Below are 21,875 nucleotides of genomic sequence, written 5' to 3'. Positions count from 1 at the left end.
ATTCATCCCGCTCTAGAAGATGGTGTAGATGAACGGAGCCACCGCAGAGCCCTGGCTGACGATCAGCAACCCGCCGAATACCGCCATCATGACGATGATCGGCAGCAGCCAGAATTTCTTTCGGGATTTTAGAAAATCCCACAACTCACTCAGAAAACTCATGATCGCAGTTCCAGTCAGAATTGCTTGGTCAGGGTGGCTGGGTCCGGCCCCGGAGGATCCCGGTGAATCCAGTAGCTGGAAAGTCCCGGGTCCGGCCTGCGGTGCAGAGGGTCTTTGCCGAACAGGCGCATCAGTAGGCCAATGGGTGTTAACGTGGTGAAAAAAACCAGGCCCATGATGATCGGGTTGACGATACCGTGCAACAGTTGGCCGAATTTGAACCAAATCCGGTTCAGGGGGGCCAGAATCCTGGGAATCGTCAACGCCGCGATCAGAAAACCGGCTCCAATTCCCAGCGCCCAGAGACGCGGTTGACCATACCCGATCAGGGGAAATAGCCCGATAACAGCGAAGAAGACTGCAAAGACAAGGCCGAATGAGCGATCAGAGCTGCCCTGAACGTGGTCGCGCCGGGCGAGGGATTCGTGGAAATTTCTCTCCCTTGCCATGGTGCGTTCCTGGGTTCAAAGGTTCCTTTTCGTCCGTATACTATTTGACTGATATACTGTAAAGCATTATGCGGATTCGACCTCCAGGGGGGATCGCATTTGAACAATCTGGGTATCCTGATCGGCTGAAATGGATTGCAGTGCCGCCTCACACATGGAGGCGATGGGGTGTCTTGGTATATGACTACTTATGCCGATATTCCCGATCCCCAGACGGGAAATGCAAAACGGCAGGAAATTCTTGAGGCTCTGATGATCGCTTCGCAGAGGAACTGGGCGAGGCCGGTGACGGTGTGATCGTCATCGACGGTAAAGCGCTCCGGCGGTCCTGTCGGTGGTTACCGCCCTCGCCGCCGCGCCCCAACGGCCTCGCTCGATCCATCCTCGGTCAAATGCGATAACACGGATTCGCCCATTCCGCCCCTTGACGGAACCCGGCGCGGACGATATAAACCCGCCCTCCGTCACACCTGACGCATAAAGATACGGATTGTTCATATGGCTCATCATAAGTCCGCGAAAAAGCGCATCCTGCAAACCGCAAACCGCACCGAGCTGAATCGCGCTCGGCGCAGCCGCATTCGCACCTACGTCAAGAAGGTCGAGGCCGCCATTGCCGGTGGCGATGCGGCGCAGGCGCAGGCCGCTTTCCGGGCCGCGCAGCCGGAATTGCACAAGGGCGTCTCCAAGGGCGTCATGGCGCGCAATACCGTTGACCGCAAACTGTCGCGCCTTTCGGCCCGCATCAAGGCCCTCGGCGCTTAAACGAATACGTGCATTTATGTTTCAAAAGCCGTGCCCTGGAGGCGCGGCTTTTTGTTTCAAAACGTTGACGCGAAGGACTCCGGTGGGGACATTGAGTCAAGCCATTTATTTGCACTGAACCGGTCAGGATAGCGTTGAATCGGAACGTCACTCAGGGTACACAAAGAGGATGTTCGGGGGTGAGACATCAATCGACCAAAACAAGGAATACAGGAAAAATTGGCAGTCCCATGAAGCGGAAAATCTTGCCCGCAAGTGGGGGGATTTGTAAAATTCAATAAAATTCGAGATACTATAATATAAAATCAAAGTATTTCTCGAAATGAGCGCGCTATAGTAACTTTATATGCGCAGTCTGGGAGGGAGTAGGTCACAACATCGACTGATCCAGAACTGTAATCAGCCCTTATGCCATCGAGTGTATTTGTCGGCTTTCGACACATGGAAATGTGACGGTTGTCATAAATGTCCGGGGGGGAAGGTGGCACGAAGTGAGGGCTGAATTTGTGGATCACCGCGGGTGGGCGCGGGTCGGCGACGGGGCTGAGAAGGGCGAATGACCATGGATGGTGACGGAACCTTATTGGACGGCCAGTGGACGCGGGTTTGCGAGCGCATGCGCGGCGAAATCGGCGAAGCGGCTTACCGCAGCTGGCTCAAACCGATGGCGGTGCATGGGGCCGATGTCGGTCTGGTGCGGCTGGCTGCCCCGACCCGCTTCATGCGCGACTGGGTGCTGGACCACTATGCGGATCGCCTGCGCGCTTTTTGGGGCGAGGAGAATCCCAACGTCCGCGCCATCGACGTGGTGGTGCAGCAGAGTCGCACCCCGTCGGTGTTGCGCGAATCCGTCACCCCCGAATCGCGGCCAATGATCGAGTCCCCGAAGGCCGGACAGGCCGAGGCGGGAGCCGCGGCGGCGCTGGTTCAGATGGACGAGGGCATCAGCGTGCCGCTCGACCCGCGCTTCACCTTTGAGCGCTTTGTCACCGGCAAGCCCAACGAATTCGCCTATGCCGCCGCCAACCGGGTGGCCTCGGCCCATGAGGTGTCGTTCAATCCGCTGTTTCTGTATGGCGGCGTCGGTCTGGGCAAGACCCACCTGATGCACGCCATCGCCGCCCATATCCGCGACAACGACCCCACCCGCCGGGTGGTCTACCTCTCGGCGGAAAAGTTCATGTATCGCTTCATCCGCGCCCTGCGCGAGAAGCGGGCGGTGGATTTCAAGGAGCATTTCCGCTCGGTCGATGTGTTGATGATTGACGACGTGCAGTTCATCAGCGGCAAGGAATCGACCCAGGAAGAATTTTTCCATACCTTCAATGCGCTGGTCGATCAGGGGCGGCAGATCGTGGTCTCCGCCGACAAATCGCCGTCGGATCTGGAGGGCATGGAGGAACGGCTCAAGTCGCGGCTCGGCTGCGGTCTGGTGGCCGACATCCATGCCACCACCTACGAATTACGTCTCGGCATCCTGCAATCCAAGGCCGAGCACATGGGCCTGCAAGTGCCGCCGCGGGTCAACGAATTTCTGGCCCACAAGATCACTTCCAACGTCCGCGAGCTGGAAGGGGCCCTGAATCGGGTCATCGCCCATGCCCAACTGGTCGGTCGCGACATTACCGTCGAGAGCACCCAGGAGGTGCTGCACGACCTGCTGCGCGCCAACAACCGCCGCATCACCATCGAGGAAATCCAGAAAAAAGTCGCCGAACATTTCAACATCAAGCTGGCCGACATGCATTCGGCCCGCCGGGCCAGGGCGGTCGCCCGTCCGCGCCAGGTGGCGATGTATCTTTCAAAGCAATTGACCACCCGCTCGTTGCCTGAAATCGGGCGGAAATTTGGCGGTCGCGACCACACCACGGTGATGCATGCGGTGCGCAAAGTGGACGAACTGTGCGACCTGGACGCCGGTTTCTCCGAGGACGTGTCCCTGCTGCGGCGCATGCTCGGCGGCTGATCCCACGTCGGCGATGTTTTTGCTTCGGATTTCAGGGGCTTTCCGCCTATAATGACGTCCCTTTGTCGACGCCCCCATCGGGGCGGCGATTCATGTGAAAGCCGCCCATTCAACCGCTCATAGACAGATTCTCGAAAACTCATGAAAATCACCTTAGAACGTGCTGATCTGCTTAAGATTTTGGGGCATGTGCAGAGCGTCGTCGAACGCCGCACCACGATTCCCATTTTGTCCAATGTCAAGATTGAGGCCGGGGACAACCGGTTGGCGCTGAACGCCACCGACATGGACCTGGACATGGTGGAGACCCTCGAGACTGCGGTCGACTCCCCGGGTTCCACCACAGCCCCGGCCCATACCCTGCATGACATCGTGCGCAAGCTGCCGGACGGCGCACAGGTGGCGATGGAAACTTCCGACGACGATTCGGAACTGACCCTGCGGGCCGGACGGTCGCGCTTCACCCTGGCCTGTCTGCCGACCGCCGATTTCCCGCTGATGGCCAGTGGCGACCTGCCCCATGTCTTCGCCCTGTCGGCGGGGGAACTGCGCGGCCTGATCGACCGCACCCGATTCGCCATTTCCACCGAGGAAACCCGTTACTACCTTAACGGCATCTACCTGCACGCGGCGCAGCGCGAAGGAGTCGACGTGCTGCGCGCCGTGGCCACCGACGGTCACCGGCTGGCCAGCGTCGAAGTGCCGCTGCCGCCCGGAGCCGAGGGCATGCCGGGGGTCATCGTGCCGCGCAAGACGGTCACCGAACTGCGCAAACTGATCGACGAGACCGGCGACGACGTGGCCATTTCCCTGTCCGAGACCAAAATCCGCTTCGCCTTTGATTCGGCGGTGCTGACCTCGAAACTGATCGACGGCACCTTCCCCGATTATGAACGGGTGATTCCGCAAAACAACGACAAGCTGGTGGATGTGGACCGGCGGTTGCTGGCCGAGGCGGTTGACCGTGTGTCGGCCATTTCGGCGGAGAAATCCCGCGCCATCAAGCTGGGCATTGCCTCCGGCACCCTCACCCTGACCGCGTCGAGCCCCGACGCCGGTTCGGCGACTGAAGAAGTGGAAATCTCCTACGCTGGAGAAGCAGTGGAGATCGGCTTTAATTCACGGTATCTGCTCGACATCCTGCAACAGGTGGAGGGCGACAGCGCCCAGTTGGCCCTGTCCGATCCGGCGTCCCCGACGATTTTGCGCGACGCCGACGATGCCAGCGCCATCTACGTGCTGATGCCGATGCGCGTATGAGGCCTCCGCATCCATGACCATACGGATGGCGGCCGAAACCAGGGAGCCGGGCCCCGTGTCTGACCACCGCTCCAGGACATCTCTCGGCGGCGGTCGTCTTGCCGTCACCCGGCTGACCCTGTCCGACTTTCGCTGTTACGCCTTTCAGCGTTTCGAATCCGGCGGCGAGCCGGTGGTGCTGACCGGCCCCAACGGGTCCGGCAAGACCAATGTGCTGGAAGCCCTGTCGTTTCTGTTGCCCGGACGCGGCCTGCGCCGGGTCAAACTGAGCGAACCCAGTCGGGCCAGCGGCCTGGGCTCCTGGGCCGTGGCGGCCCATGTGCAGACCCCGGCCGGCCCCATGGATCTGGGCACCGGCCTGGAAGTCACCCCTGACGGCAAGGAAAAGCGCCTGGTGCGAATCGACGGTCAGGCGGCACGCAATCAGGCGGCACTGGCCGAGGTTTTCAACGCGGTCTGGCTGACCCCGCAGATGGATCGGCTGTTCCAGGACGGCCCGGGGGCGCGGCGGCGTTTTCTGGATCAACTGGTGTTCGGCTTCGATCCGGCCCATGCCGGGCGGCTGACCGCCTACGATCACGCCCTGCGCGAGCGCGGGCGGCTGCTGCGCGATGCCCTGGAAAACGGGCGGCGGCCCGATCCGGCTTGGCTGTCGGGGCTTGAAGACACCCTGGCGACCCGTGGCGTCGCCATTGTCGCCGCCCGCCAGGACATGGTGGATCGGCTCAATGATGCCTGCGCTCTGGCCATCGGCCCGTTTCCCCGCGCCGCCCTGGCCCTGCACGGGGCGCTGGAAGACTGGCTGAAACAGGGTCCGGCCCTGGAGGCCGAGGACCGGCTGCGGGTCGCCTATGTGCGCGGTCGCACCAGTGACGCGGAACGGGGCGGGGCGTCGGTCGGCCCCCATCGTTCGGATCTGGATGTGCGGCACGAAGTCAAGAATTTGCCGGCCCACCTCTGTTCAACCGGCGAGCAAAAAGCGCTGTTGATCGCGGTGATTCTGGCCGATGCCCGAATGCGGGCCTTCGAGCGGGACGCCGCCCCGGTGGTGCTGCTCGACGAGGTGGGGGCGCATCTGGACGAACAGCGGCGCGAGGCCCTGTTCAACGAATTGCTGGGCCTTGGGGCTCAGGCCTGGATGACTGGAACAGATCCGGCGCTGTTTGCGCCGCTGCACGGACAGGCCAAATTTTTTCATGTGGAGGATGGGGTTGCGACCCCGAGGGATTGAACCATGAGCGAGACCACCCAGAACCAAATTGACGCCAGAGAACTGGCCTATGGGGCCGATTCCATCAAGGTGTTGCGCGGCCTGGAGGCGGTGCGCAAGCGCCCGGGCATGTATATCGGCGATACGGACGACGGCACCGGACTGCATCACATGGTCTACGAGGTGGTCGATAACGCCATTGATGAGGCGCTGGCCGGGCACTGCGACACGGTCACCGTGACCCTCAATGCCGACGGCTCGGTGACGGTCACCGACAACGGGCGCGGCGTGCCGGTGGACATCCACGGCGAGGAGGGTGTCTCGGCGGCCGAGGTGATCATGACCCAGCTCCATGCCGGGGGCAAATTCGACTCCAATTCCTACAAGGTCTCCGGCGGTCTGCATGGGGTTGGCGTATCGGTGGTCAACGCCCTGAGCGAAACCCTGGAACTGCGGGTGTTCCGCAACGGCAAGGAGCATTGGATGCGATTCCGCCACGGCGAGGCCGAGGCCCCGTTGGCGGTGATGGGTCCGGCCAATGGGCAAACCGGCACCCATGTGACCTTTTTGCCGTCCAAGCAGACCTTCACCCAGACCACCTTCGATTTCGCCACTTTGGAGCATCGGCTGCGCGAACTGGCCTTTCTCAATTCCGGGGTCAAACTGACCCTGACCGATGAGCGGCACGTGGAGCCCAAAGTGGTCGAGTTGCATTACGAAGGCGGGCTGGTGGAGTTCGTCCGCTATCTGGACCGCTCCAAGAACGCGCTGATTCCGGAGACCGTCTCCTCCAGCGGCGAGAAGGACGGGGTGACGGTGGAAATCGCCCTGCAATGGAACGACAGCTACCACGAGACCATGCTCTGCTTCACCAACAACATTCCGCAGCGCGACGGCGGCACCCATCTGGCCGGATTTCGCGGGGCCTTGACCCGCACCATCAACAACTACGCCCTGTCCACCGGCATCGCCAAAAAGGAAAAGGTCGCCATCACCGGCGACGACGCCCGCGAGGGCATGACCTGCGTGTTGTCGGTCAAGGTGCCGGACCCCAAATTCTCCTCGCAGACCAAGGACAAGCTGGTGTCCTCCGAAGTCCGCCCGATTGTCGAGAGCGTGGCCGGGGATCGCTTGCAGCAATGGTTCGAGGAACATCCCGCCGAGGCCAAACGGGTCATCGGCAAGATCATCGAGGCCGCCGCCGCCCGCGAAGCGGCGCGCAAGGCCCGCGAACTGACCCGCCGCAAGGGGGCGCTGGATATCTCCACCCTTCCCGGCAAGCTGGCCGATTGTCAGGAACGGGACCCGGCGCGCAGCGAACTGTTCATCGTCGAGGGCGATTCGGCGGGCGGATCGGCCAAACAGGGCCGCGACCGGCGGGCCCAGGCGATCCTGCCCCTGCGCGGCAAAATCCTCAACGTGGAGCGGGCGCGCTTCGACAAGATGCTCGGCTCGGCGGAAATCGGCACCCTGATCGCCGCCCTCGGCACCAGCATCGGACGCGACGATTTCAATATCGAGAAATGCCGCTACCACAAGATCATCATCATGACCGACGCCGACGTGGACGGGTCGCACATCCGTACCCTGCTGCTCACCTTCCTGTATCGCCAGATGCCCGAGATTATCGAGCGCGGCTATCTCTACATCGCCCAGCCGCCGCTCTATCGGGCCAAGCGCGGTTCGTCGGAGGTCTATCTGAAGGACGACGCGGCGATGGAGGAATACCTGATGAGCACCGCCATTTCCGAAGGGGCGGTGCTGACCCTGCACGACGGCCAACAGGTGGCCGGGGTCGATCTCAAGGCGCTGGTGGAAAATGCCCGTGGACTCAAGAGTCTGCTTTCGGGACTGAGTGGCAAGCTGCCGCTCTTTGTGGTCGAACAGGCGGCCATCGAAGGGGTGCTGACCGAGACCCTGCTCGGCACCGAGGCGGCGGCAACGACGGCGGCCCAGGCGGTGGCGGCGCGGCTGAACCGCATCGCCCCGGAAGCCGAAAAGGGCTGGCAGGGGCACGCCGACGAGGCGGGACTCAGCCTCACGCGCACCTTGCGCGGGGTGACCGAGCTGCACCGCCTGGACAAGGCCGTGCTGCGCAGCGCCGAGGCCCGCCAACTGCACGAGGCGGCGGCCAATCTGCGGCAGGTCTACGGGGCGACGGGACAGCTCCTGATCAAGGACACTGCGCGGCCGATCTGCGGCCCGGTGGACCTGTTCGACGGCATCATGGAGGCCGGACGCAAGGGCATTTCCGTGCAACGCTACAAGGGCCTGGGCGAGATGAATCCGGAACAGCTCTGGGAAACCACCCTCGATCCCAACGCCCGCTCCCTGTTGCAGGTGCGGGTCAGTCACGCCGACGAGGCGGAGGAAGTGTTTTCCACCCTGATGGGCGACGTGGTCGAGCCGCGCCGCGAATTCATTCAGACCAACGCCTTGAAGGTGGTCAACCTGGACGTGTGACGGGACGGGGCAATTTTCAGGACCAACTTTTGATTTCAATCAAGCCGAGTTTCCTGCAAATAACCCTAGAGTTATTTTCTATAATGTTATAATATAACGCCGTTTGGTCTGTTGCCGACAGGTCAGCGGGTGGCTGCGTTGCCAGATGTCCGCTGCTGTCGTTTCCGTTTCAGGGAAGGGAAATCTTGTCCCGCATCGAGGCCGATCTCGTGTTGATCCGGGGTTTGTCCTGGAGGACATGAAAACAAAACCTTTTGTCGATAATGGGAGAATGAGTCATGAACTATCGTTCCATCATGGCCTCGCTGGTGATCGTCGGTGCGTCTCTTGCCGGTTCACCGGCTTTCGCGGATGCCGACGAATATATTCAACCGATCAGGCCGCCTCAGTCGATCAATCTGGGCATGGTCGATCTGGGCAAGAAGCTTTATTTCGATCCGCGCCTGTCCAAATCCGGTTTCATTTCCTGCAATTCCTGTCACAACCTGTCGATGGGCGGCACGGACAATCTGCCCACGTCCATTGGCGACCACTGGCAACAGGGTCCGATCAATGCCCCGACCGTCTTGAACTCCAGTCTCAATCTGGCCCAGTTCTGGGATGGTCGCGCGGCCGACCTTCAGGCCCAGGCGGGTGGCCCGATCGCCAACCCGGGCGAAATGGGTTTCAGCCATGTTCTGGCCATTGGCGTTCTGGAATCCATTCCGGCCTATGTGCGTGAATTCAAGCAGGTCTTCGGCACGGACAAGATCAGCATCGACCAGGTGACCCTGGCCATCGCCGAATTCGAAAAGACCCTGGTCACGCCCAATTCCCGCTTTGACCAATATCTGCTGGGCAAAAAGGACGCCCTGACGGCCGACGAACTGGCCGGTTACCAGCTGTTTGAGGAAAGCGGCTGTGTTGCCTGTCATAACGGTGAGGCTGTCGGTGGCAATTCCTTCCAGAAAATGGGCGTGGTCGAGCCCTACAAAACCGAAGCCTCGGCCGATGGCCGTGTCGCGGTGACCGGTGACGATGCCGACCGTTTCAACTTCAAGGTGCCGACCCTGCGCAACGTGGAAATGACCTATCCCTACTTCCATGATGGGGCGGCCAATACCCTGCCGGAAGCCGTCGACACGATGGCGCGGGTCCAGCTTGGCAAGAAGTTCACCCGCGAAGAAAATGCCAAGGTCGTCGCCTTCCTGAAGACCCTGACCGGCGATCAGCCGAACTTCACCCTGCCGATCCTGCCGCCATCCAGCGACGCGACGCCTCGGCCGACTCCGTTTACCAAGTGACATTCGGTTTCCTGCGATGAATAAGAAAGGTGAGGTCCCACCGGCCTCACCTTTCTCTTTGCCCCCTGGGAGGCGCCTGTGCGAAACTCATCAGGATCTGAATACAATGGGGATTCCATGAAGGCCGCAAAACTGAAGCAGATTCTCTCCGACCATGCCCTTTGGGGGGCGGATGTCAGCATCGGTCGCCGGGCCAGTCTGGTGAACATGGAACTGGAAGGGGTCGATCTGCGCGGCGCCGATCTGTCCGACGCCGACCTGCGCGGCTGTGATCTGACCAACGCCGATCTGGGCATGGCCAATCTGTCGGGGGCCAATCTGTCGTTCTGCAATCTGCGCAATGCGAATCTGCGGCAGGCCAACCTGTCCTACGCCGATCTGACCGAGGCCGACCTGCGCGGAGCAGACCTCAGCGATGCGGATTTTACCGGGGTCGAGGTTTGGCGCTGCAATTTCAAGGGGGCGCGCATCCATCCGGAAGTGCTGCACTGGATCATCGGCTGCCGTCTGCCCTAATCCATAAATTTGTGGTAGAATAGAGGATCTCGTCTTTCCATTGGAGGGTCGTCCCATGTTGACATCCCCACATGTTCCCCAGACCTTCATGCTGGGCTCCGCTATCGCCCACCTTACCCTGATCACCAGTTTGTCGGCCACCATGGCCGCGCTGCGCCTCGTTGACGAGCAGACCCGGCTGTTCCTCGCCCCGGCCAAGCAGCGTCGGACCCATGTGGTCTCCCCCAAGGGCACCAAGCTGACCGACCATTACGGCAAGCGTCACCTCGACGTGGATGTGGAACATATTTAGGCTGCGGGTCGCACCGTCCGCGTGAAGGTTAGGTAGACGCAGCGGTCGCCGCGGGCCAGGGCCTTGGATTCGTAGCGGGTCTGCTGGCCGTCGGCGGGGCGGGTGCGCCAGTCGGTGGGGCGGCGGGCGGTCCATTGAAAGGCCGGATGGTCCATCAGGTGTCCGAGCGCCCAGCGGATGTAGCTCATATGGTCGGAGGCGACGCGCAGCTCCGCCCCATCCTTCATCACCCGGGCCAGCAAGTCCAGATTGGCCGGAACAATGAACCGCCGCTTGGCATGGCGGGCTTTCGGCCAGGGATCGGGAAACAGCACGAACACCCGGTCGAGACTGGCGTCGGGCAGCACGTCGAACACCTTGCGCGCGTCGTCGTCGAGCAGCCGCACATTGTCCAGCCCACGCGCTTCCAGATCCGCCAGACAGCGGGCGACGCCGTTCATGAAGGGCTCGCAGCCGATGAAGCCCACGTCGGGCCGGGCCGCTGCCTGGGCCGCCAGGTGTTCGCCGCCGCCAAACCCCAGTTCGAGCCAGAGTTCGGTCATTGGACGGGGAAACAGCGCCGCTGGATCGAGTGGCCCCGACAGATCGAGGCGCAGACGCGGCAACAGATCATCGACCCGTTGCTGCTGGGCCGGGCTCAACGGATGCCCCATCCGCCGCCCATAGAGCTGGCGGGAGGTGTCCCGGGGCGGACCGCCCGGAGTCACGCCCCGAAAGCGGCCTTCAGGCCATCGACCAGATCCGTTCTTTCCCAGGAGAAACCGCCATCGGCTTCCGGAGTCCGTCCGAAATGACCATAGGCGGCGGTGCGGGCATAGATCGGCCGGTTGAGACTGAGGTGCTCGCGAATGCCGCGCGGCCGCAGATCGACCATTTCCTGCAACACCACGGCCAGACGAGCCTCATCCACATTGCCGGTGCCGTGGGTGTTGATATAGACCGACAGCGGATGGGACACGCCAATGGCATAGGCCAACTGAATGGTGCAACGCTCGGCCAAACCGGCGGCGACCACGTTCTTGGCCAGATAGCGGGTGACATAGGCCGCCGACCGATCCACCTTGGTCGGGTCCTTGCCCGAGAAGGCTCCGCCGCCGTGCGGTGCCGCCCCGCCATAGGTATCGACGATGATCTTACGACCGGTCAGACCGGCGTCGCCGTCAGGACCGCCAATGACAAAGCGCCCGGTCGGGTTGACGTAGAAATGGGCGTCGTCGCACATCCAACCGGCGGGCAGCACCTGCTCCACGAAGGGACGGACGATCTCGCGCACCTGCTCCTGATCCAGATGTTCCGCATGCTGGGTCGAGACCACCACTGAAGTGGCGCGCACCGGCTTGCCGTTTTCGTACAGCAGGGTCACCTGGCTCTTGGAATCCGGACCCAGACCGGCTTCGCCCCCATGGCGGGCCTCGGCCATACGGCGCAGAATTTCATGGGAATACTGGATCGGCGCCGGCATCAAGGCGTCGGTCTCGGTGCAGGCATAGCCGAACATAATGCCCTGGTCGCCCGCGCCCTCGTCCTTGTTGCCCGCCGCATCGACGCCCATGGCGATATCCGCCGACTGGGAATGGATATGCGAGATGATTTCCGCATCGCGCCAATGGAAGCCGTGCTGCTCGTAGCCGATGGACTTGATGGCCTGCCGGGCCGCTTCCTTGAATTGCTCGTGGCCCAGGTTTTCCGGCCCCCGCACTTCACCGGCCAGGGCGACGAAATTGGTCGTGCACAGGGTCTCGGCGGCAACCCGCACATGGGGATCGCCGGAGGCCATGAACAGATCAACGATACTGTCGGAAATCCGGTCGCAGACCTTGTCGGGATGCCCCTCGGAAACGGACTCACTGGTAAACAGGTACGAGGCAGCGGAACTGGACACTGAGGATCTCCTTATCTTACAGGGCAAACAGGCACACAAAAACGCGCCCTGTTGTGACAAGGAACGTCGAGGGGGTCAAGGGGGGAAGTCGCCTAGTCAGGCAACTCCTCGTCGAGATCCGTCTTGGCCAGGGATTTGGCAAGTTCATAGAGGCGGCGGCGGACCTGCGGATTGCCGACCTTGTAGTAGGCCCGTACCAGTTCCAGGGTCTCCCGGCGGGTCATGGGGTCCGGCTCCAGTTCGGTTTGCGCCTGATCCTGAAAGCCCAGCAACTCGGAGCCTGTCTTGTCCCTCATCTCGTCGGACATGTCGTCAAAGAAAAAGGCCACCGGCACATCCAGAATGCGGCTCAGTTCATAGAGGCGGCTGGCCCCGATGCGGTTGGCGCCCCGTTCGTATTTCTGAATCTGCTGAAAAGTCAGCCCGACCGCCTCGCCAAGCTTTTCCTGGCTCATTCCCATCAGCGTGCGGCGCAATCGCACCCGGCCCCCCACGTGAATGTCGATGGGATTGGGGACGCCCGGCGGCAGCCGTTTGTCAGAGATCTTGCGCTTGCGGACGGGGGAGGCTTCGTTTGGGGACATGGCTGTCATGGCTCGCTTGTGATTTCCCTTATAGGTATCAGGCTGGATCGACTGGACGATCCTTCAACTTGACCTAGCGTTATTCTTCAGTATAGGGACAAGAGGCGGGATTGTGAAAGCCAAAATACAGCTTTTCATATTTTTTGAAAAGTGCCCTCACGCCGTTGAAGGAAAAGGGCTCCGCCGAGCATCAAAAGGCACAGCAGCACCACCGGCCCATTTCCGAATCGGGCAAAAAAGGGCGGGCTCTCCAACGCCAGCGGCAGGGTGCTGTCGAGCCGCCCGCGACTGCCCAGCGGCAGATGGGCCAGCACCCGGCCTTGCGGGTCCACAACGCCCGATATGCCCGTATTGGCCACCCGCACCAGGGGCAGGCCCTCCTCCACGGCCCGCAGACGGGCGGCGGCGAAATGCTGATAGGGTCCCGGCGACAGCCCGAACCAGGCATCGTTGGTCAGGTTCAGCAGCCATTGGGGACGGTCCTCCGGATCGACCACCCGCCCCGGAAAAATCACCTCGTAGCAGATTAGCGGCGAGAAGGGGGGCAATCCCGGGGCCCGCAGGCTGCGCGGGCCGGGGCCAGGGGAATAATCGGTCCGCCCCTCGGTGAGCTTGGTCACACCAGGAATCCAACTCAGCGGATTGTATTCACCGAACGGCACCAGATGAAATTTGTCGTAGGTCTCGACGAAGCGACCGTCGGCACCGAGAACATGCAGGCTGTTATAGAGGCGGCGCTGTTCGCTGTCCGGGTCCCGCCAGCGCGGCGCGCCGGTGATCAGAAAGCCGCCGGGGGGCACGACCCGGGACAGTACATGGCGCAGCTCTTCATTGTTCGACAGATCGTAAGGCACCGCCGTTTCCGGCCAGATCACATGGGTCGGCGGCAGGGCCTCGGTGTTGTCATCCAGCTCCTTGCTGCTCAGGGCCATCTGCCCGGCCACATGCTGGGCGCGCAGGCTGGGCAGCCATTTCAGGGTCTGGTCGATGTTGGGCTGCACAAGCCGTAGTCGGACGCCCTCGACCACCCGTTGCCCTGTCGGACCCGCCGCCTCCAGACGCCATGCCCCGCCGATCCACAGCAGGACCAGGGCCAGCAGACCGATTAGGGTCGGGGCCCGGCGACGCCAGGGGGAGTCCTCGGCATCACCCAACGTGGCCGGAAGCGCGGCCACGAGAACGGTGATCAGGCTCAGGCCATAGGCCCCGAGCAGGCTGGCGCTTTGCAGCATCTGAGGGGCAATGGTCCAGACGGTGGCCATCAGATTCCATGGAAATCCGGTCAGGATCCAGCCGCGCATCCATTCCACCAATGTCCAGATGGCGGCCAGCGCCACCACCCGCCCGAGCCCGCGCAGGCCGGTGAGAAAAGTCAAAAGGGTCACCAGCCCGAGGAACAGGGCCATGCCCGCCGCCAGGAAGCCGATGGCGAAGGGAATCATCCAGCCGTACTGATCCGCCTGCACCAGAAAGGAATAGGTGACCCAATGCAGGCCAGCCGCGAAATGGCCCACACCGAACCACCAGCCAAGCCCGAAGGCGGCACCGGGCCGGGTCACTCCATCGAGCATCCAAAGCAGTCCGATGAGGCCGATCCACAGCAGGGGCAGAATATGAAACGGCGGCAACGCGCCAGCGGTCAAGACCCCGAGAAAGAGGGCCAGCCCGGCCCGTCGCCAGCCGCTCAGATCGCGCAGGCGCGCCGCCCATTTTCGCACGACGAACCTCTTATGCCTGGGTTGGGGTGGGGCGCGCGACCGCCGGATTCAGCAACACCCGCAAGCGCCGGATGCGTCGTGGGTCGGCATCCAGAATTTCGAATTCCAGGCCATTGGGATGGGTGACCAGCTCGCCGCGGATCGGCACCCGACCGAGCAGCGTGAACACCAGACCGCCCAGGGTATCGGCGTCTTCCCGTTCTTCCTGGGTAAAATACCGTCCGTAATGCTCCTCGAAGTCCTCCAGGGGCAGACGGGCATCGACCAGGATGGACCCATCGGAGGTTTCCTTCAGGGTCGTTTCCAGGTCCCGGTCATGCTCGTCCTCGATCTCGCCGACGATCTCCTCGACCAGATCCTCAATGGTGAGCAGTCCGTCGATGCCGCCATATTCATCGACCACCAGGGCCATGTGACAGCGGCTGACCCGCATTTCCAGGAGCAGCTCCAGAACCTGCATGGACGGAGACACGAACAAAAGCTTGCGCACCACCTCGGACAGATTGAACGTGTCCTGGCGGTTCCACCAGCCAAGCACATCCTTGATATGGACCATGCCCAGGGATTCATCAAGGTTGTCCCGGAACACCGGCAACCGGGAATGGCCCTCGCGCATCATGATGGCAACCACCTCGCCGAACGAGGCGCTGCAATCGACGGCGATGATATCGGCTCGCGGCACCATGACATCCCACATGTTGCGTTCGCGCAGGGACAGGATGTTGTCGAGCAGGATCTTTTCCTGTTCGACGATCTGTTCGGTCGAGGCGTCGTTTTCCTCGATATGCACCTCGATCAATTCGCCGATGGCTTCCTTGAGGGTGGCCTCCGGATCACGGTTCGGACGACGATCCCGCCACCATCCGAGCAGTGAGGAGATCAGGGTCGTGTCTTCCGAGGGATGGCTGTTGCCAGGGGAATGGGAGGAACTGTCGTCGTTCATGGGTCCAGGTTTCCGTCTTCGTCCCGGGTACCGGACGAGGCGTAGGGGTCGGCAATTCCGAGCCCGGCTAGAATAGCTCTTTCTTTTTGTTCCATGTGCTCCGCGTCGTCGTCGCTCAGGTGATCGTAATTGAGCAGATGCAGCATACCATGAACCACCAGATGACTGAAGTGGTCGGAAAGGGATTTTCCCTGGTCCGCCGCCTCGTGAACCGTGGTTTCCAGCGCCACCACCACATCCCCCAACAGGCGCGCCACTTCACCCGCCTGATCCTCCCCCAGATCGGCGAAAGACAGCACATTGGTCGGCTTGTCCTGGCCCCGATAGTCCCGGTTGAGTCCTTGCACGGTGGCATCGTCGGCCAGCACCAGCGCCGCTTCCACCGGCTCCTGCACCTCGGCCAGGGCAGCCAGGGCGGCCCGCAGGCCCAGCGCCTCGGCCTCGGGCAGGGCGTCCAGCCACCCCGCGCAGGCGAGGGTGACTGACAGATCCGGCACTGGGGAGTCCGTCATCATGGGACCGGCCGGACTTCCTGTTCATAGCGGGCGGCGGCCTTGCGGCGGGCCTCGGCGCTGTCATAGGCCTTGACGATACGCCCGACCAGGCTGTGGCGTACCACGTCGGAATCCAGGAACTGAGTGAAGGCCACGCCGGACACCCCGTCGAGAATCTCCACCGCGTCGCGCAGGCCGGACCGGGTGCCGCGCGGCAAATCCACCTGGGTCAGATCGCCGGTCACCACCATGCGCGAGCCCTGGCCCAGGCGGGTCAGGAACATCTTCATCTGCACGGCGGTGGTATTCTGCGCCTCGTCCAGAATGACGAAGGCGTTGGACAGGGTGCGTCCGCGCATGAAGGCCAGCGGCGCGACCTCGATTTCGCCGCGCTCCATGCGTTTGGCCACTTGATCTCCCGGCAGCATGTCGTTCAGCGCGTCATAGAGCGGGCGCAGATAGGGATCGACCTTTTCCTGCATGTCGCCGGGCAGGAATCCCAACTGTTCCCCCGCCTCGACCGCCGGACGGGACAGGATGATGCGATCGACCTCGCCGGCAATCAGCCGCTCCACCGCCTTGGCCACCGCCAGATAGGTCTTGCCGGTGCCCGCCGGGCCGATGCCGAACACCAATTCGTTGTCGTCGATGGCGCGCAGGTAATTGGCCTGGGTCGGCGTGCGCGGGCTGACCTGTCGCTTGCGGGTATTGACCTGAATGTCCATGTCCACCGGCGGCACGCCATTGGTCACCATGCGCAGGGCCGCGTCCACCTCATCCATGCCGACCGTCTGACGTTTTTCCAGTTGGTCGTACAGGCGGTTGAGCACATCGGCCGCCGCCTGTTGCGTCCCTGGGGCTCCAGACAGGGACACCATGTTGCCCTTGGAGTAGATCTTGATCTCCAAGACCTGCTCGATGCGTTGCAGGTGGGTGTTGTGCGGGCCGAACAGGCTGATCGCCAGGCCGTTGTTGTCGAACCCCAGAATCAGGGTTCCGGCGTTGGGGTCGAAGGGATCGGGGGTGTCCATGTGGGGCATCAGGCGGTCGCCTTTGTCACGGAGGAAACGGGAATGCCGGTGAGGCTGTTGGGATGGGCGGCGGTGATTTTCAGGTCGGTTATGCGATTGAGCAAAGCGGCACCGGCGTCCACATGCACCGCCTGCATATATGGACTGCGCCCCACCACCTGGCCGTCATGGCGACCGGGACGGTCGAGCAGCACCGGCATCACCAGCCCCAGACAGGACCGGTTGAAGGCTTCCTGGGCGGCGTTGATGCGATCCTGCAAGGCGGCCAGTCGGGCGCTCTTGATTTCCTCGGGCAGTTGGCTTTCCAGATTGGCCGCCGGGGTCCCCGGGCGCGGGCTGTACTTGAAAGAATAGGCCTGGGCCAGTTGCAACTCGTCCACCAGATCCAGAGTGTCCTGAAAGTCGGCATCGCTCTCGCCGGGAAAGCCGACGATGAAATCCGACGACAGGGCCAGATCCGGGCGCACCCGCCGCAAGCGTTCCACCACGCGCCTGAAATCGTCCCGGCTATGGCGGCGGTTCATGGCTTCCAGAATGCGATCGGAGCCCGACTGCACCGGCAGATGCAGAAACGGCATCAATTGCGGAATGTCGCCATGGGCGGCGATCAGGTCTTCATCCATGTCCACCGGATGGGACGTGGTATAGCGCAGCCGCGGCACCCCCAGATCGGCCAGGGCGCGCAACAGCCCCCCCAACCCGGCATCGCCGCCGTGGTAGGCATTGACGTTCTGCCCGACCAGGGTGATCTCCAGCACCCCCTCGTCCATCAAGGTCCGGGCATCGGCCAGAATATCGGCCTGCGGACGGGAATATTCGGCACCTCGGGTATAGGGCACGACGCAGAAGGTGCAGAACTTGTCGCAGCCCTCCTGCACCGACAGAAAGGCCGACGTCGCCCCCGCCGCCCCGGGGCGCGGCAGATAGTCGAATTTCGGCTCTACCGGAAAATCCGTGTCCATTTGCTGGCCCCCGGCGCGACTGGCCCGGGCCACCATCTCGGGCAGGCGGTGATAGGTCTGCGGCCCGACCACCAGATCCACGAACGGGGCGCGGCGCAGGATTTCCGCTCCCTCGGCCTGGGCGACGCAGCCCGCCACCGCCAGGATCATGTTCCGTCCCTCGGCGGCGCGGGCCTGTTTGTCCAGACGCAGCCGTCCCAGATCGGAATAGACTTTCTCCGCCGCTTTTTCGCGAATGTGACAGGTATTGAGGATGACCATGTCGGCCTGTTCGGGGGCCTCCACCGGCGCATAGCCGAGCGGCGCCAGCAGATCGGCCATGCGTGCCGAATCATAGACGTTCATTTGACAGCCGAAGGTCTTGATAAAGAGCTTTTTCACGGGCGGAACGCGCTATTCCTGAGGATCATCTTCCGACAGGGGCACACCATAAAGCTCCAACCGATGTCCGACCAAGCGAAAACCGTATTGTTCGGCAATGCGCCGTTGCAGGGCCTCGATTTCCTTGTTCTGAAACTCGATGACCTTGCCGGTTTTCATGTTGATCAGATGATCATGATGCTCTTCCGGGGCGGCTTCGTAACGGGCGCGCCCGTCCCCGAAGTCCAGGCGCTCGATGATCTGCGCCTCTTCCAGCAAGCGCACCGTCCGATAGACCGTGGCAATGCTGATTTTCGGGTCCACCGCCGTCGCCCGACGATAGAGTTCTTCCACGTCCGGATGGTCTTCGGCCAGGGACAGCACGCGGGCGATGATCCGCCGCTGGCCGGTCATCTTCATGCCGCTGGCGACACAGCTCTCCTCGATGGCCGAGACGCCACCGAGAATGCCCTTGCCTTCGCCACTGGCTTTGGATTTGCTGTCTGCCGTCACGGCCCCTCGCGCCCTCAACCGATGTTCCAAACCGTTCGGTCTTTATTTGCGGGACTTGGTGCCCAGACCGATTTTCTTCGCCAAACTGCTCCGGTGCGCGGCATAGCTGGGGGCCACCATGGGATAATCGGCAGGCAGTCCCCAACGCTCGCGATATTCTTCCGGTGTCATGTCATAAGCCGTTTTGAGGTGCCGCTTCAACATTTTTAGTTTCTTGCCATCTTCGAGGCAGATCAAATAATCCTCCTGAATGGATTTTTTGATCGACACCGCAGGCTGCGGCTTCTCGACCTCGACCGCCGGTTCATCCAGCGTCGACAAGGTCTGATAAACATCGTGAATCAAGGTCGGAATATCATCGACCGCCACCGTGTTGTTACCCAGATGGGCCGCAACGATTTCGGTTGTCAATTCCAATAATTCGGCAAAGTTGTTTTGGCCCGACATTATTCAATACCCCCCAACTATAGGTCATTTTATTGAATATACGGAAATAGAATCAAATCATCAAGTATTACATATTGTTACATAGTTACATAGTTTATTGATAATCATTCTTATTTTTATTATACTTCATTTCAACTACATTCAATCTTCCTTTCCAGGATCAGCCCGTCCATCGCCGGTCCCGAGGGTCGTGCATAGTAGCCCCGACGGCGCCCCACAAGTTGAAATCCGGCCTGTTCATAAAGCGCCTGCGCCGGACCATTGTCGGCGGCCACCTCCAGCAACAGCCGCCGCACCCCGGTCGCTGCCAGACGCGCCTCGACTGCATGCAGCAAAGCCCGGGCATGACCCTGCCGCCGGGCCTCCGGATGGGTGCCGATTTCGAGAATCTCCGCCTCGTCCGCCGCCGCCCGGCAGAGCACATAAGCCTGGGGGATTTCGCCCCGACAGGCGACCAGGGACAACAGGCCCGGGCTGATCAACAGGGACTGCAAGTCTTCGGGCCGCCAGACTTTGCCATTGGCCGCCAGATGCAGGGCCGCAAGAACGGTGGTGTGCGCCGGTCCCGCCGTGACGATGGTCCGCCGGTCGCTCATGGTCGCAGGCGTCCGCCGTGCTGCGGGAGTTTGGCATCGGGGGGACGCAGATAGAGCGGCGACGGATGGGCCACCGGCGCTCGGGTTGCGGCCAATCGGGCGATGACCACCGGATCGGGCACCGGGGCGGTGGCGGATCGTGTCACATCGCCGCCCGCGCTGCCCAGGATATCGAAGGCCTTGTCCGTGGCATCGCCGACCAGCAACAGCGGCCCTTCGGGCACAAAAGTAGCCAAATCTTGCGGGGCGATGGCCTGCACCTCCCCCAGGGGGGTGAGATCGGCATCAAAAAGTTGGGCATAGAAATCCGCCCGCTTGCTATCCAGCACCACCAGCACCGTCCGACCCGTGCGTTCGCTTTGCGGCACCGCATGGGCCAGCGCCTCGGTGGTGGTGATCGGCACCAGAGGTCGGTCCATCGCCAGGGCCAGCCCGCGCGCCGCCGCCAAACCGATACGCAGACCGGTGAAGGCCCCTGGGCCGATGGTCACCGCCAGCCGGTCCACCTGGTCGAATCTCAGACCGGCCTCGGCCATTGCATCGCGTACCATGGGCAGCAGGGCCTCCGACTGGCCGCGCGGCATGACCTCGGCCCGTCGGGCCAGCACCGCGCCCCCCCGGCACAGGGCGACGGCGCAGCCGCTGGTCGCCGTGTCGAGGGCCAAAAGGGTCGGGGTGAGATCTGGGTTTTCCATGGCAAAGGGTTATACTGCGCCCGACCCGGCCCCACAACCAGCCTGAGATCCCTGCCCATGCCGTTGATCGAAATCACCCCCGAGACCCACGCCGTCGATCTGGAGATCGCTTATGCCACCCGGGACAATTTCACCGGGCAACCGGTCTATGCCCGGGCCGCCTGTTATCTGCATCCGGAAGCCGAGGCCCTGTTGCGCCGGACGGTGGAACTGGCTGCCGTACAGGGCTGGCGGTTGAAGATCTTCGATGCCTTCCGCCCCGCCGAGGCACAATGGAAACTGTGGCACCATACCCCCGACCCGGAATTTCTCGCCGACCCCCGGCGCGGCTCGCCCCATTCGCGCGGCGCGGCGGTGGACCTCACCCTGCTCGACAAGGCGGGCCGCGAACTGGACATGGGCACCCCCTTCGATGCCTTTACCCCGCTGTCCCACCATGGCAACCGCGACATATCGACGGCGGCCCAGCACAACCGGCTGCTGCTGATGGGATTGATGACCACCGCCGGATGGGACTTTTATCGCAATGAGTGGTGGCACTATCAGCTGTTCGATGCCCGCCGCCTGCCGCTGTTCAGCGACAGCGCCCTGCCGCGACCGATGATGGGTTAGCAGCGCTGGCCTCGAAGGAGGTGTGACTCACAATACCCGACAGGCCTCGTCGAAGTCGAAGCGCGGGCTGCGCGGAAACAGGGCCTTGGGGTCGCCATAGCCCAGATTGCACAGGAAATTCGATTTGACCTGCGTCCCGGCGAAAAACAGGTCGTCCACCTGGGCATTGTCGAAGCCGGACATGGGGCCGCAATCCAGCCCCAACGCCCGCGCCGCCATCATCAAATAGGCCCCTTGCAGGGTGGCATTGCGAAAGGCGGTGGTGGCAATCAGTTCGTCGTTGCCCACGAACCAGGATTTGGCATCCGCATGGGGAAACAGTTTCGGCAGATGCTCATAGAAAGCCATGTCCTGACCGATGATCGCCACTACCGGAGCGGTCATGGTCTTTTCCACATTGCCTTCCATCAACGTCGGACGAAGCTTTTGCTTGGCCGCGTCGCTGGTCAGAAAGACGATCCGCGCCGGGCTGCAATTGGCGCTGGTCGGGGCCATGCGCATCAGTTCCCACAGCCGATGCAGCAGCGCCTCCGGCACCGGACGCTTCTGCCAGGCATTATGGGTGCGGGCGTTGAGAAACAGGGTATCGAGGGCGCTGTCGTCCAGGGGCATGGTCCATATCCTTGGTCAGAGGGAGGAAAGATCTTCTCCGCAGGTAGGCGCTTTCCACGG

Annotated in this window: 24 protein-coding genes; 9 read left to right on the top strand and 15 right to left on the bottom strand. The window is 62.3% G+C overall.

Annotated features, from left to right (window positions below; translation table 11 throughout):
• Positions 1–12 precede the first annotated feature (12 nt).
• A complete protein-coding gene (locus ACYQ1P_RS06890; RefSeq protein ID WP_460019604.1) occupies positions 13–162 on the bottom strand; it encodes a DUF5989 family protein in 150 nt (49 codons plus the stop codon).
• 14 nt (positions 163–176) lie between these two features.
• Positions 177–611, bottom strand: a complete 435-nt coding sequence (locus tag ACYQ1P_RS06885; RefSeq protein WP_460019603.1) for an SxtJ family membrane protein — start codon at positions 609–611, stop codon at positions 177–179.
• A gap of 498 nt (positions 612–1,109) precedes the next feature.
• Here ACYQ1P_RS06885 and rpsT point away from each other — a divergent pair, with 498 nt between their 5' ends.
• The 8 genes from rpsT to ACYQ1P_RS06845 all read left to right on the top strand — a co-directional run bounded on the left by rpsT (position 1,110) and on the right by ACYQ1P_RS06845 (position 10,366).
• Positions 1,110–1,376, top strand: coding sequence for a 30S ribosomal protein S20 (gene rpsT, locus ACYQ1P_RS06880; protein WP_460019602.1), 267 nt, complete (start codon positions 1,110–1,112; stop codon positions 1,374–1,376).
• Positions 1,377–1,938: 562 nt separating this feature from the next.
• Entirely contained in the window at positions 1,939–3,342 is a 1,404-nt protein-coding gene (gene dnaA, locus ACYQ1P_RS06875) for a chromosomal replication initiator protein DnaA (protein ID WP_460019601.1), read from the top strand.
• Positions 3,343–3,483: 141 nt separating this feature from the next.
• Positions 3,484–4,602, top strand: coding sequence for a DNA polymerase III subunit beta (gene dnaN, locus ACYQ1P_RS06870; RefSeq protein WP_460019600.1), 1,119 nt, complete (start codon positions 3,484–3,486; stop codon positions 4,600–4,602).
• A gap of 55 nt (positions 4,603–4,657) precedes the next feature.
• A complete protein-coding gene (gene recF, locus ACYQ1P_RS06865; RefSeq protein ID WP_460019599.1) occupies positions 4,658–5,833 on the top strand; it encodes a DNA replication/repair protein RecF in 1,176 nt (391 codons plus the stop codon).
• A gap of 3 nt (positions 5,834–5,836) precedes the next feature.
• A complete protein-coding gene (gene gyrB, locus ACYQ1P_RS06860; protein ID WP_460019598.1) occupies positions 5,837–8,275 on the top strand; it encodes a DNA topoisomerase (ATP-hydrolyzing) subunit B in 2,439 nt (812 codons plus the stop codon).
• A 278-nt stretch (positions 8,276–8,553) separates the two neighbouring features.
• Positions 8,554–9,558, top strand: a complete 1,005-nt coding sequence (locus ACYQ1P_RS06855) for a cytochrome-c peroxidase (protein WP_460019597.1) — start codon at positions 8,554–8,556, stop codon at positions 9,556–9,558.
• A 117-nt stretch (positions 9,559–9,675) separates the two neighbouring features.
• A complete protein-coding gene (locus ACYQ1P_RS06850) occupies positions 9,676–10,074 on the top strand; it encodes a pentapeptide repeat-containing protein (RefSeq protein ID WP_460019596.1) in 399 nt (132 codons plus the stop codon).
• A 55-nt stretch (positions 10,075–10,129) separates the two neighbouring features.
• On the top strand, positions 10,130–10,366 hold the full coding sequence (locus tag ACYQ1P_RS06845) for a hypothetical protein (RefSeq protein ID WP_460019595.1): 237 nt from the start codon (positions 10,130–10,132) through the stop codon (positions 10,364–10,366).
• On the opposite strand, the gene trmB is transcribed toward ACYQ1P_RS06845, so the two are convergent.
• From trmB to tsaB, 12 genes are all read right to left on the bottom strand, one after another.
• Complete coding sequence (trmB, locus tag ACYQ1P_RS06840; RefSeq protein ID WP_460020143.1) at positions 10,363–11,019, bottom strand: tRNA (guanosine(46)-N7)-methyltransferase TrmB; 657 nt, start codon at positions 11,017–11,019, stop codon at positions 10,363–10,365. The genes ACYQ1P_RS06845 and trmB overlap by 4 nt on opposite strands.
• A 50-nt stretch (positions 11,020–11,069) precedes the next feature.
• Positions 11,070–12,248 carry a methionine adenosyltransferase gene (metK, locus tag ACYQ1P_RS06835; protein WP_460019594.1) on the bottom strand — a complete coding sequence of 393 codons (1,179 nt, stop codon included), beginning with the start codon at positions 12,246–12,248 and terminating at the stop codon, positions 11,070–11,072.
• Positions 12,249–12,340: 92 nt separating this feature from the next.
• Entirely contained in the window at positions 12,341–12,832 is a 492-nt protein-coding gene (locus ACYQ1P_RS06830; RefSeq protein WP_460020142.1) for a helix-turn-helix domain-containing protein, read from the bottom strand.
• Between the two features lie 134 nt (positions 12,833–12,966).
• Complete coding sequence (gene lnt, locus ACYQ1P_RS06825) at positions 12,967–14,550, bottom strand: apolipoprotein N-acyltransferase (RefSeq protein ID WP_460019593.1); 1,584 nt, start codon at positions 14,548–14,550, stop codon at positions 12,967–12,969.
• A gap of 10 nt (positions 14,551–14,560) precedes the next feature.
• Entirely contained in the window at positions 14,561–15,493 is a 933-nt protein-coding gene (locus tag ACYQ1P_RS06820) for a hemolysin family protein (protein ID WP_460019592.1), read from the bottom strand.
• Positions 15,490–16,005, bottom strand: a complete 516-nt coding sequence (gene ybeY / locus ACYQ1P_RS06815; protein ID WP_460020141.1) for an rRNA maturation RNase YbeY — start codon at positions 16,003–16,005, stop codon at positions 15,490–15,492. Before ybeY ends, ACYQ1P_RS06820 begins: the two co-directional genes overlap by 4 nt.
• Entirely contained in the window at positions 16,005–17,018 is a 1,014-nt protein-coding gene (locus tag ACYQ1P_RS06810; RefSeq protein WP_460020140.1) for a PhoH family protein, read from the bottom strand. Before ACYQ1P_RS06810 ends, ybeY begins: the two co-directional genes overlap by 1 nt.
• A gap of 8 nt (positions 17,019–17,026) precedes the next feature.
• Positions 17,027–18,361, bottom strand: coding sequence for a tRNA (N6-isopentenyl adenosine(37)-C2)-methylthiotransferase MiaB (miaB, locus tag ACYQ1P_RS06805; RefSeq protein WP_460019591.1), 1,335 nt, complete (start codon positions 18,359–18,361; stop codon positions 17,027–17,029).
• A gap of 12 nt (positions 18,362–18,373) precedes the next feature.
• The gene (locus tag ACYQ1P_RS06800) at positions 18,374–18,760 is read right to left on the bottom strand and encodes a Fur family transcriptional regulator (RefSeq protein WP_460020139.1); all 387 of its coding nucleotides are present in this window, start codon (positions 18,758–18,760) and stop codon (positions 18,374–18,376) included.
• A gap of 135 nt (positions 18,761–18,895) precedes the next feature.
• Positions 18,896–19,300 carry a Ros/MucR family transcriptional regulator gene (locus tag ACYQ1P_RS06795; RefSeq protein WP_460019590.1) on the bottom strand — a complete coding sequence of 135 codons (405 nt, stop codon included), beginning with the start codon at positions 19,298–19,300 and terminating at the stop codon, positions 18,896–18,898.
• A 131-nt stretch (positions 19,301–19,431) separates the two neighbouring features.
• Positions 19,432–19,896 (bottom strand): GNAT family N-acetyltransferase, encoded by a 465-nt coding sequence (locus tag ACYQ1P_RS06790; protein ID WP_460019589.1) that lies wholly within the window; start codon positions 19,894–19,896, stop codon positions 19,432–19,434.
• The gene (gene tsaB, locus ACYQ1P_RS06785; protein WP_460019588.1) at positions 19,893–20,591 is read right to left on the bottom strand and encodes a tRNA (adenosine(37)-N6)-threonylcarbamoyltransferase complex dimerization subunit type 1 TsaB; all 699 of its coding nucleotides are present in this window, start codon (positions 20,589–20,591) and stop codon (positions 19,893–19,895) included. The genes ACYQ1P_RS06790 and tsaB overlap by 4 nt, the downstream gene beginning before the upstream one ends.
• Before the next feature lie 57 nt (positions 20,592–20,648).
• Between tsaB and ddpX the strand changes: the two genes are divergently transcribed.
• Positions 20,649–21,203 (top strand): D-alanyl-D-alanine dipeptidase, encoded by a 555-nt coding sequence (ddpX, locus tag ACYQ1P_RS06780; protein ID WP_460019587.1) that lies wholly within the window; start codon positions 20,649–20,651, stop codon positions 21,201–21,203.
• Between the two features lie 27 nt (positions 21,204–21,230).
• On the opposite strand, the gene ACYQ1P_RS06775 is transcribed toward ddpX, so the two are convergent.
• Positions 21,231–21,815 carry a malonic semialdehyde reductase gene (locus tag ACYQ1P_RS06775; protein WP_460019586.1) on the bottom strand — a complete coding sequence of 195 codons (585 nt, stop codon included), beginning with the start codon at positions 21,813–21,815 and terminating at the stop codon, positions 21,231–21,233.
• Positions 21,816–21,875: the final 60 nt, after the last annotated feature.

The organism is Magnetospira thiophila, from assembly GCF_054657015.1.
The sequence above is the reverse complement of the archived record's forward strand: the minus strand, read 5'-3'. Positions and strand labels throughout refer to the sequence as shown.

Excerpts from the sequence above, each read along its gene's own strand:
- ybeY (WP_460020141.1), bottom strand. The coding sequence starts at position 16,005 with ATGACGGACTCCCCAGTGCCGGATCTGTCAGTCACCCTCGCCTGCGCG.
- ACYQ1P_RS06850 (WP_460019596.1), top strand. The coding sequence starts at position 9,676 with ATGAAGGCCGCAAAACTGAAGCAGATTCTCTCCGACCATGCCCTTTGG.
- rpsT (WP_460019602.1), top strand. The coding sequence starts at position 1,110 with ATGGCTCATCATAAGTCCGCGAAAAAGCGCATCCTGCAAACCGCAAAC.
- ACYQ1P_RS06830 (WP_460020142.1), bottom strand. The coding sequence starts at position 12,832 with ATGTCCCCAAACGAAGCCTCCCCCGTCCGCAAGCGCAAGATCTCTGAC.
- dnaA (WP_460019601.1), top strand. The coding sequence starts at position 1,939 with ATGGATGGTGACGGAACCTTATTGGACGGCCAGTGGACGCGGGTTTGC.
- ACYQ1P_RS06845 (WP_460019595.1), top strand. The coding sequence starts at position 10,130 with ATGTTGACATCCCCACATGTTCCCCAGACCTTCATGCTGGGCTCCGCT.
- ddpX (WP_460019587.1), top strand. The coding sequence starts at position 20,649 with ATGCCGTTGATCGAAATCACCCCCGAGACCCACGCCGTCGATCTGGAG.
- dnaN (WP_460019600.1), top strand. The coding sequence starts at position 3,484 with ATGAAAATCACCTTAGAACGTGCTGATCTGCTTAAGATTTTGGGGCAT.
- ACYQ1P_RS06885 (WP_460019603.1), bottom strand. The coding sequence starts at position 611 with ATGGCAAGGGAGAGAAATTTCCACGAATCCCTCGCCCGGCGCGACCAC.
- ACYQ1P_RS06790 (WP_460019589.1), bottom strand. The coding sequence starts at position 19,896 with ATGAGCGACCGGCGGACCATCGTCACGGCGGGACCGGCGCACACCACC.
- ACYQ1P_RS06820 (WP_460019592.1), bottom strand. The coding sequence starts at position 15,493 with ATGAACGACGACAGTTCCTCCCATTCCCCTGGCAACAGCCATCCCTCG.
- ACYQ1P_RS06775 (WP_460019586.1), bottom strand. The coding sequence starts at position 21,815 with ATGCCCCTGGACGACAGCGCCCTCGATACCCTGTTTCTCAACGCCCGC.
- tsaB (WP_460019588.1), bottom strand. The coding sequence starts at position 20,591 with ATGGAAAACCCAGATCTCACCCCGACCCTTTTGGCCCTCGACACGGCG.
- ACYQ1P_RS06800 (WP_460020139.1), bottom strand. The coding sequence starts at position 18,760 with ATGAAGATGACCGGCCAGCGGCGGATCATCGCCCGCGTGCTGTCCCTG.
- gyrB (WP_460019598.1), top strand. The coding sequence starts at position 5,837 with ATGAGCGAGACCACCCAGAACCAAATTGACGCCAGAGAACTGGCCTAT.
- ACYQ1P_RS06890 (WP_460019604.1), bottom strand. The coding sequence starts at position 162 with ATGAGTTTTCTGAGTGAGTTGTGGGATTTTCTAAAATCCCGAAAGAAA.
- ACYQ1P_RS06810 (WP_460020140.1), bottom strand. The coding sequence starts at position 17,018 with ATGGACACCCCCGATCCCTTCGACCCCAACGCCGGAACCCTGATTCTG.
- ACYQ1P_RS06795 (WP_460019590.1), bottom strand. The coding sequence starts at position 19,300 with ATGTCGGGCCAAAACAACTTTGCCGAATTATTGGAATTGACAACCGAA.
- ACYQ1P_RS06855 (WP_460019597.1), top strand. The coding sequence starts at position 8,554 with ATGAACTATCGTTCCATCATGGCCTCGCTGGTGATCGTCGGTGCGTCT.
- trmB (WP_460020143.1), bottom strand. The coding sequence starts at position 11,019 with ATGGGGCATCCGTTGAGCCCGGCCCAGCAGCAACGGGTCGATGATCTG.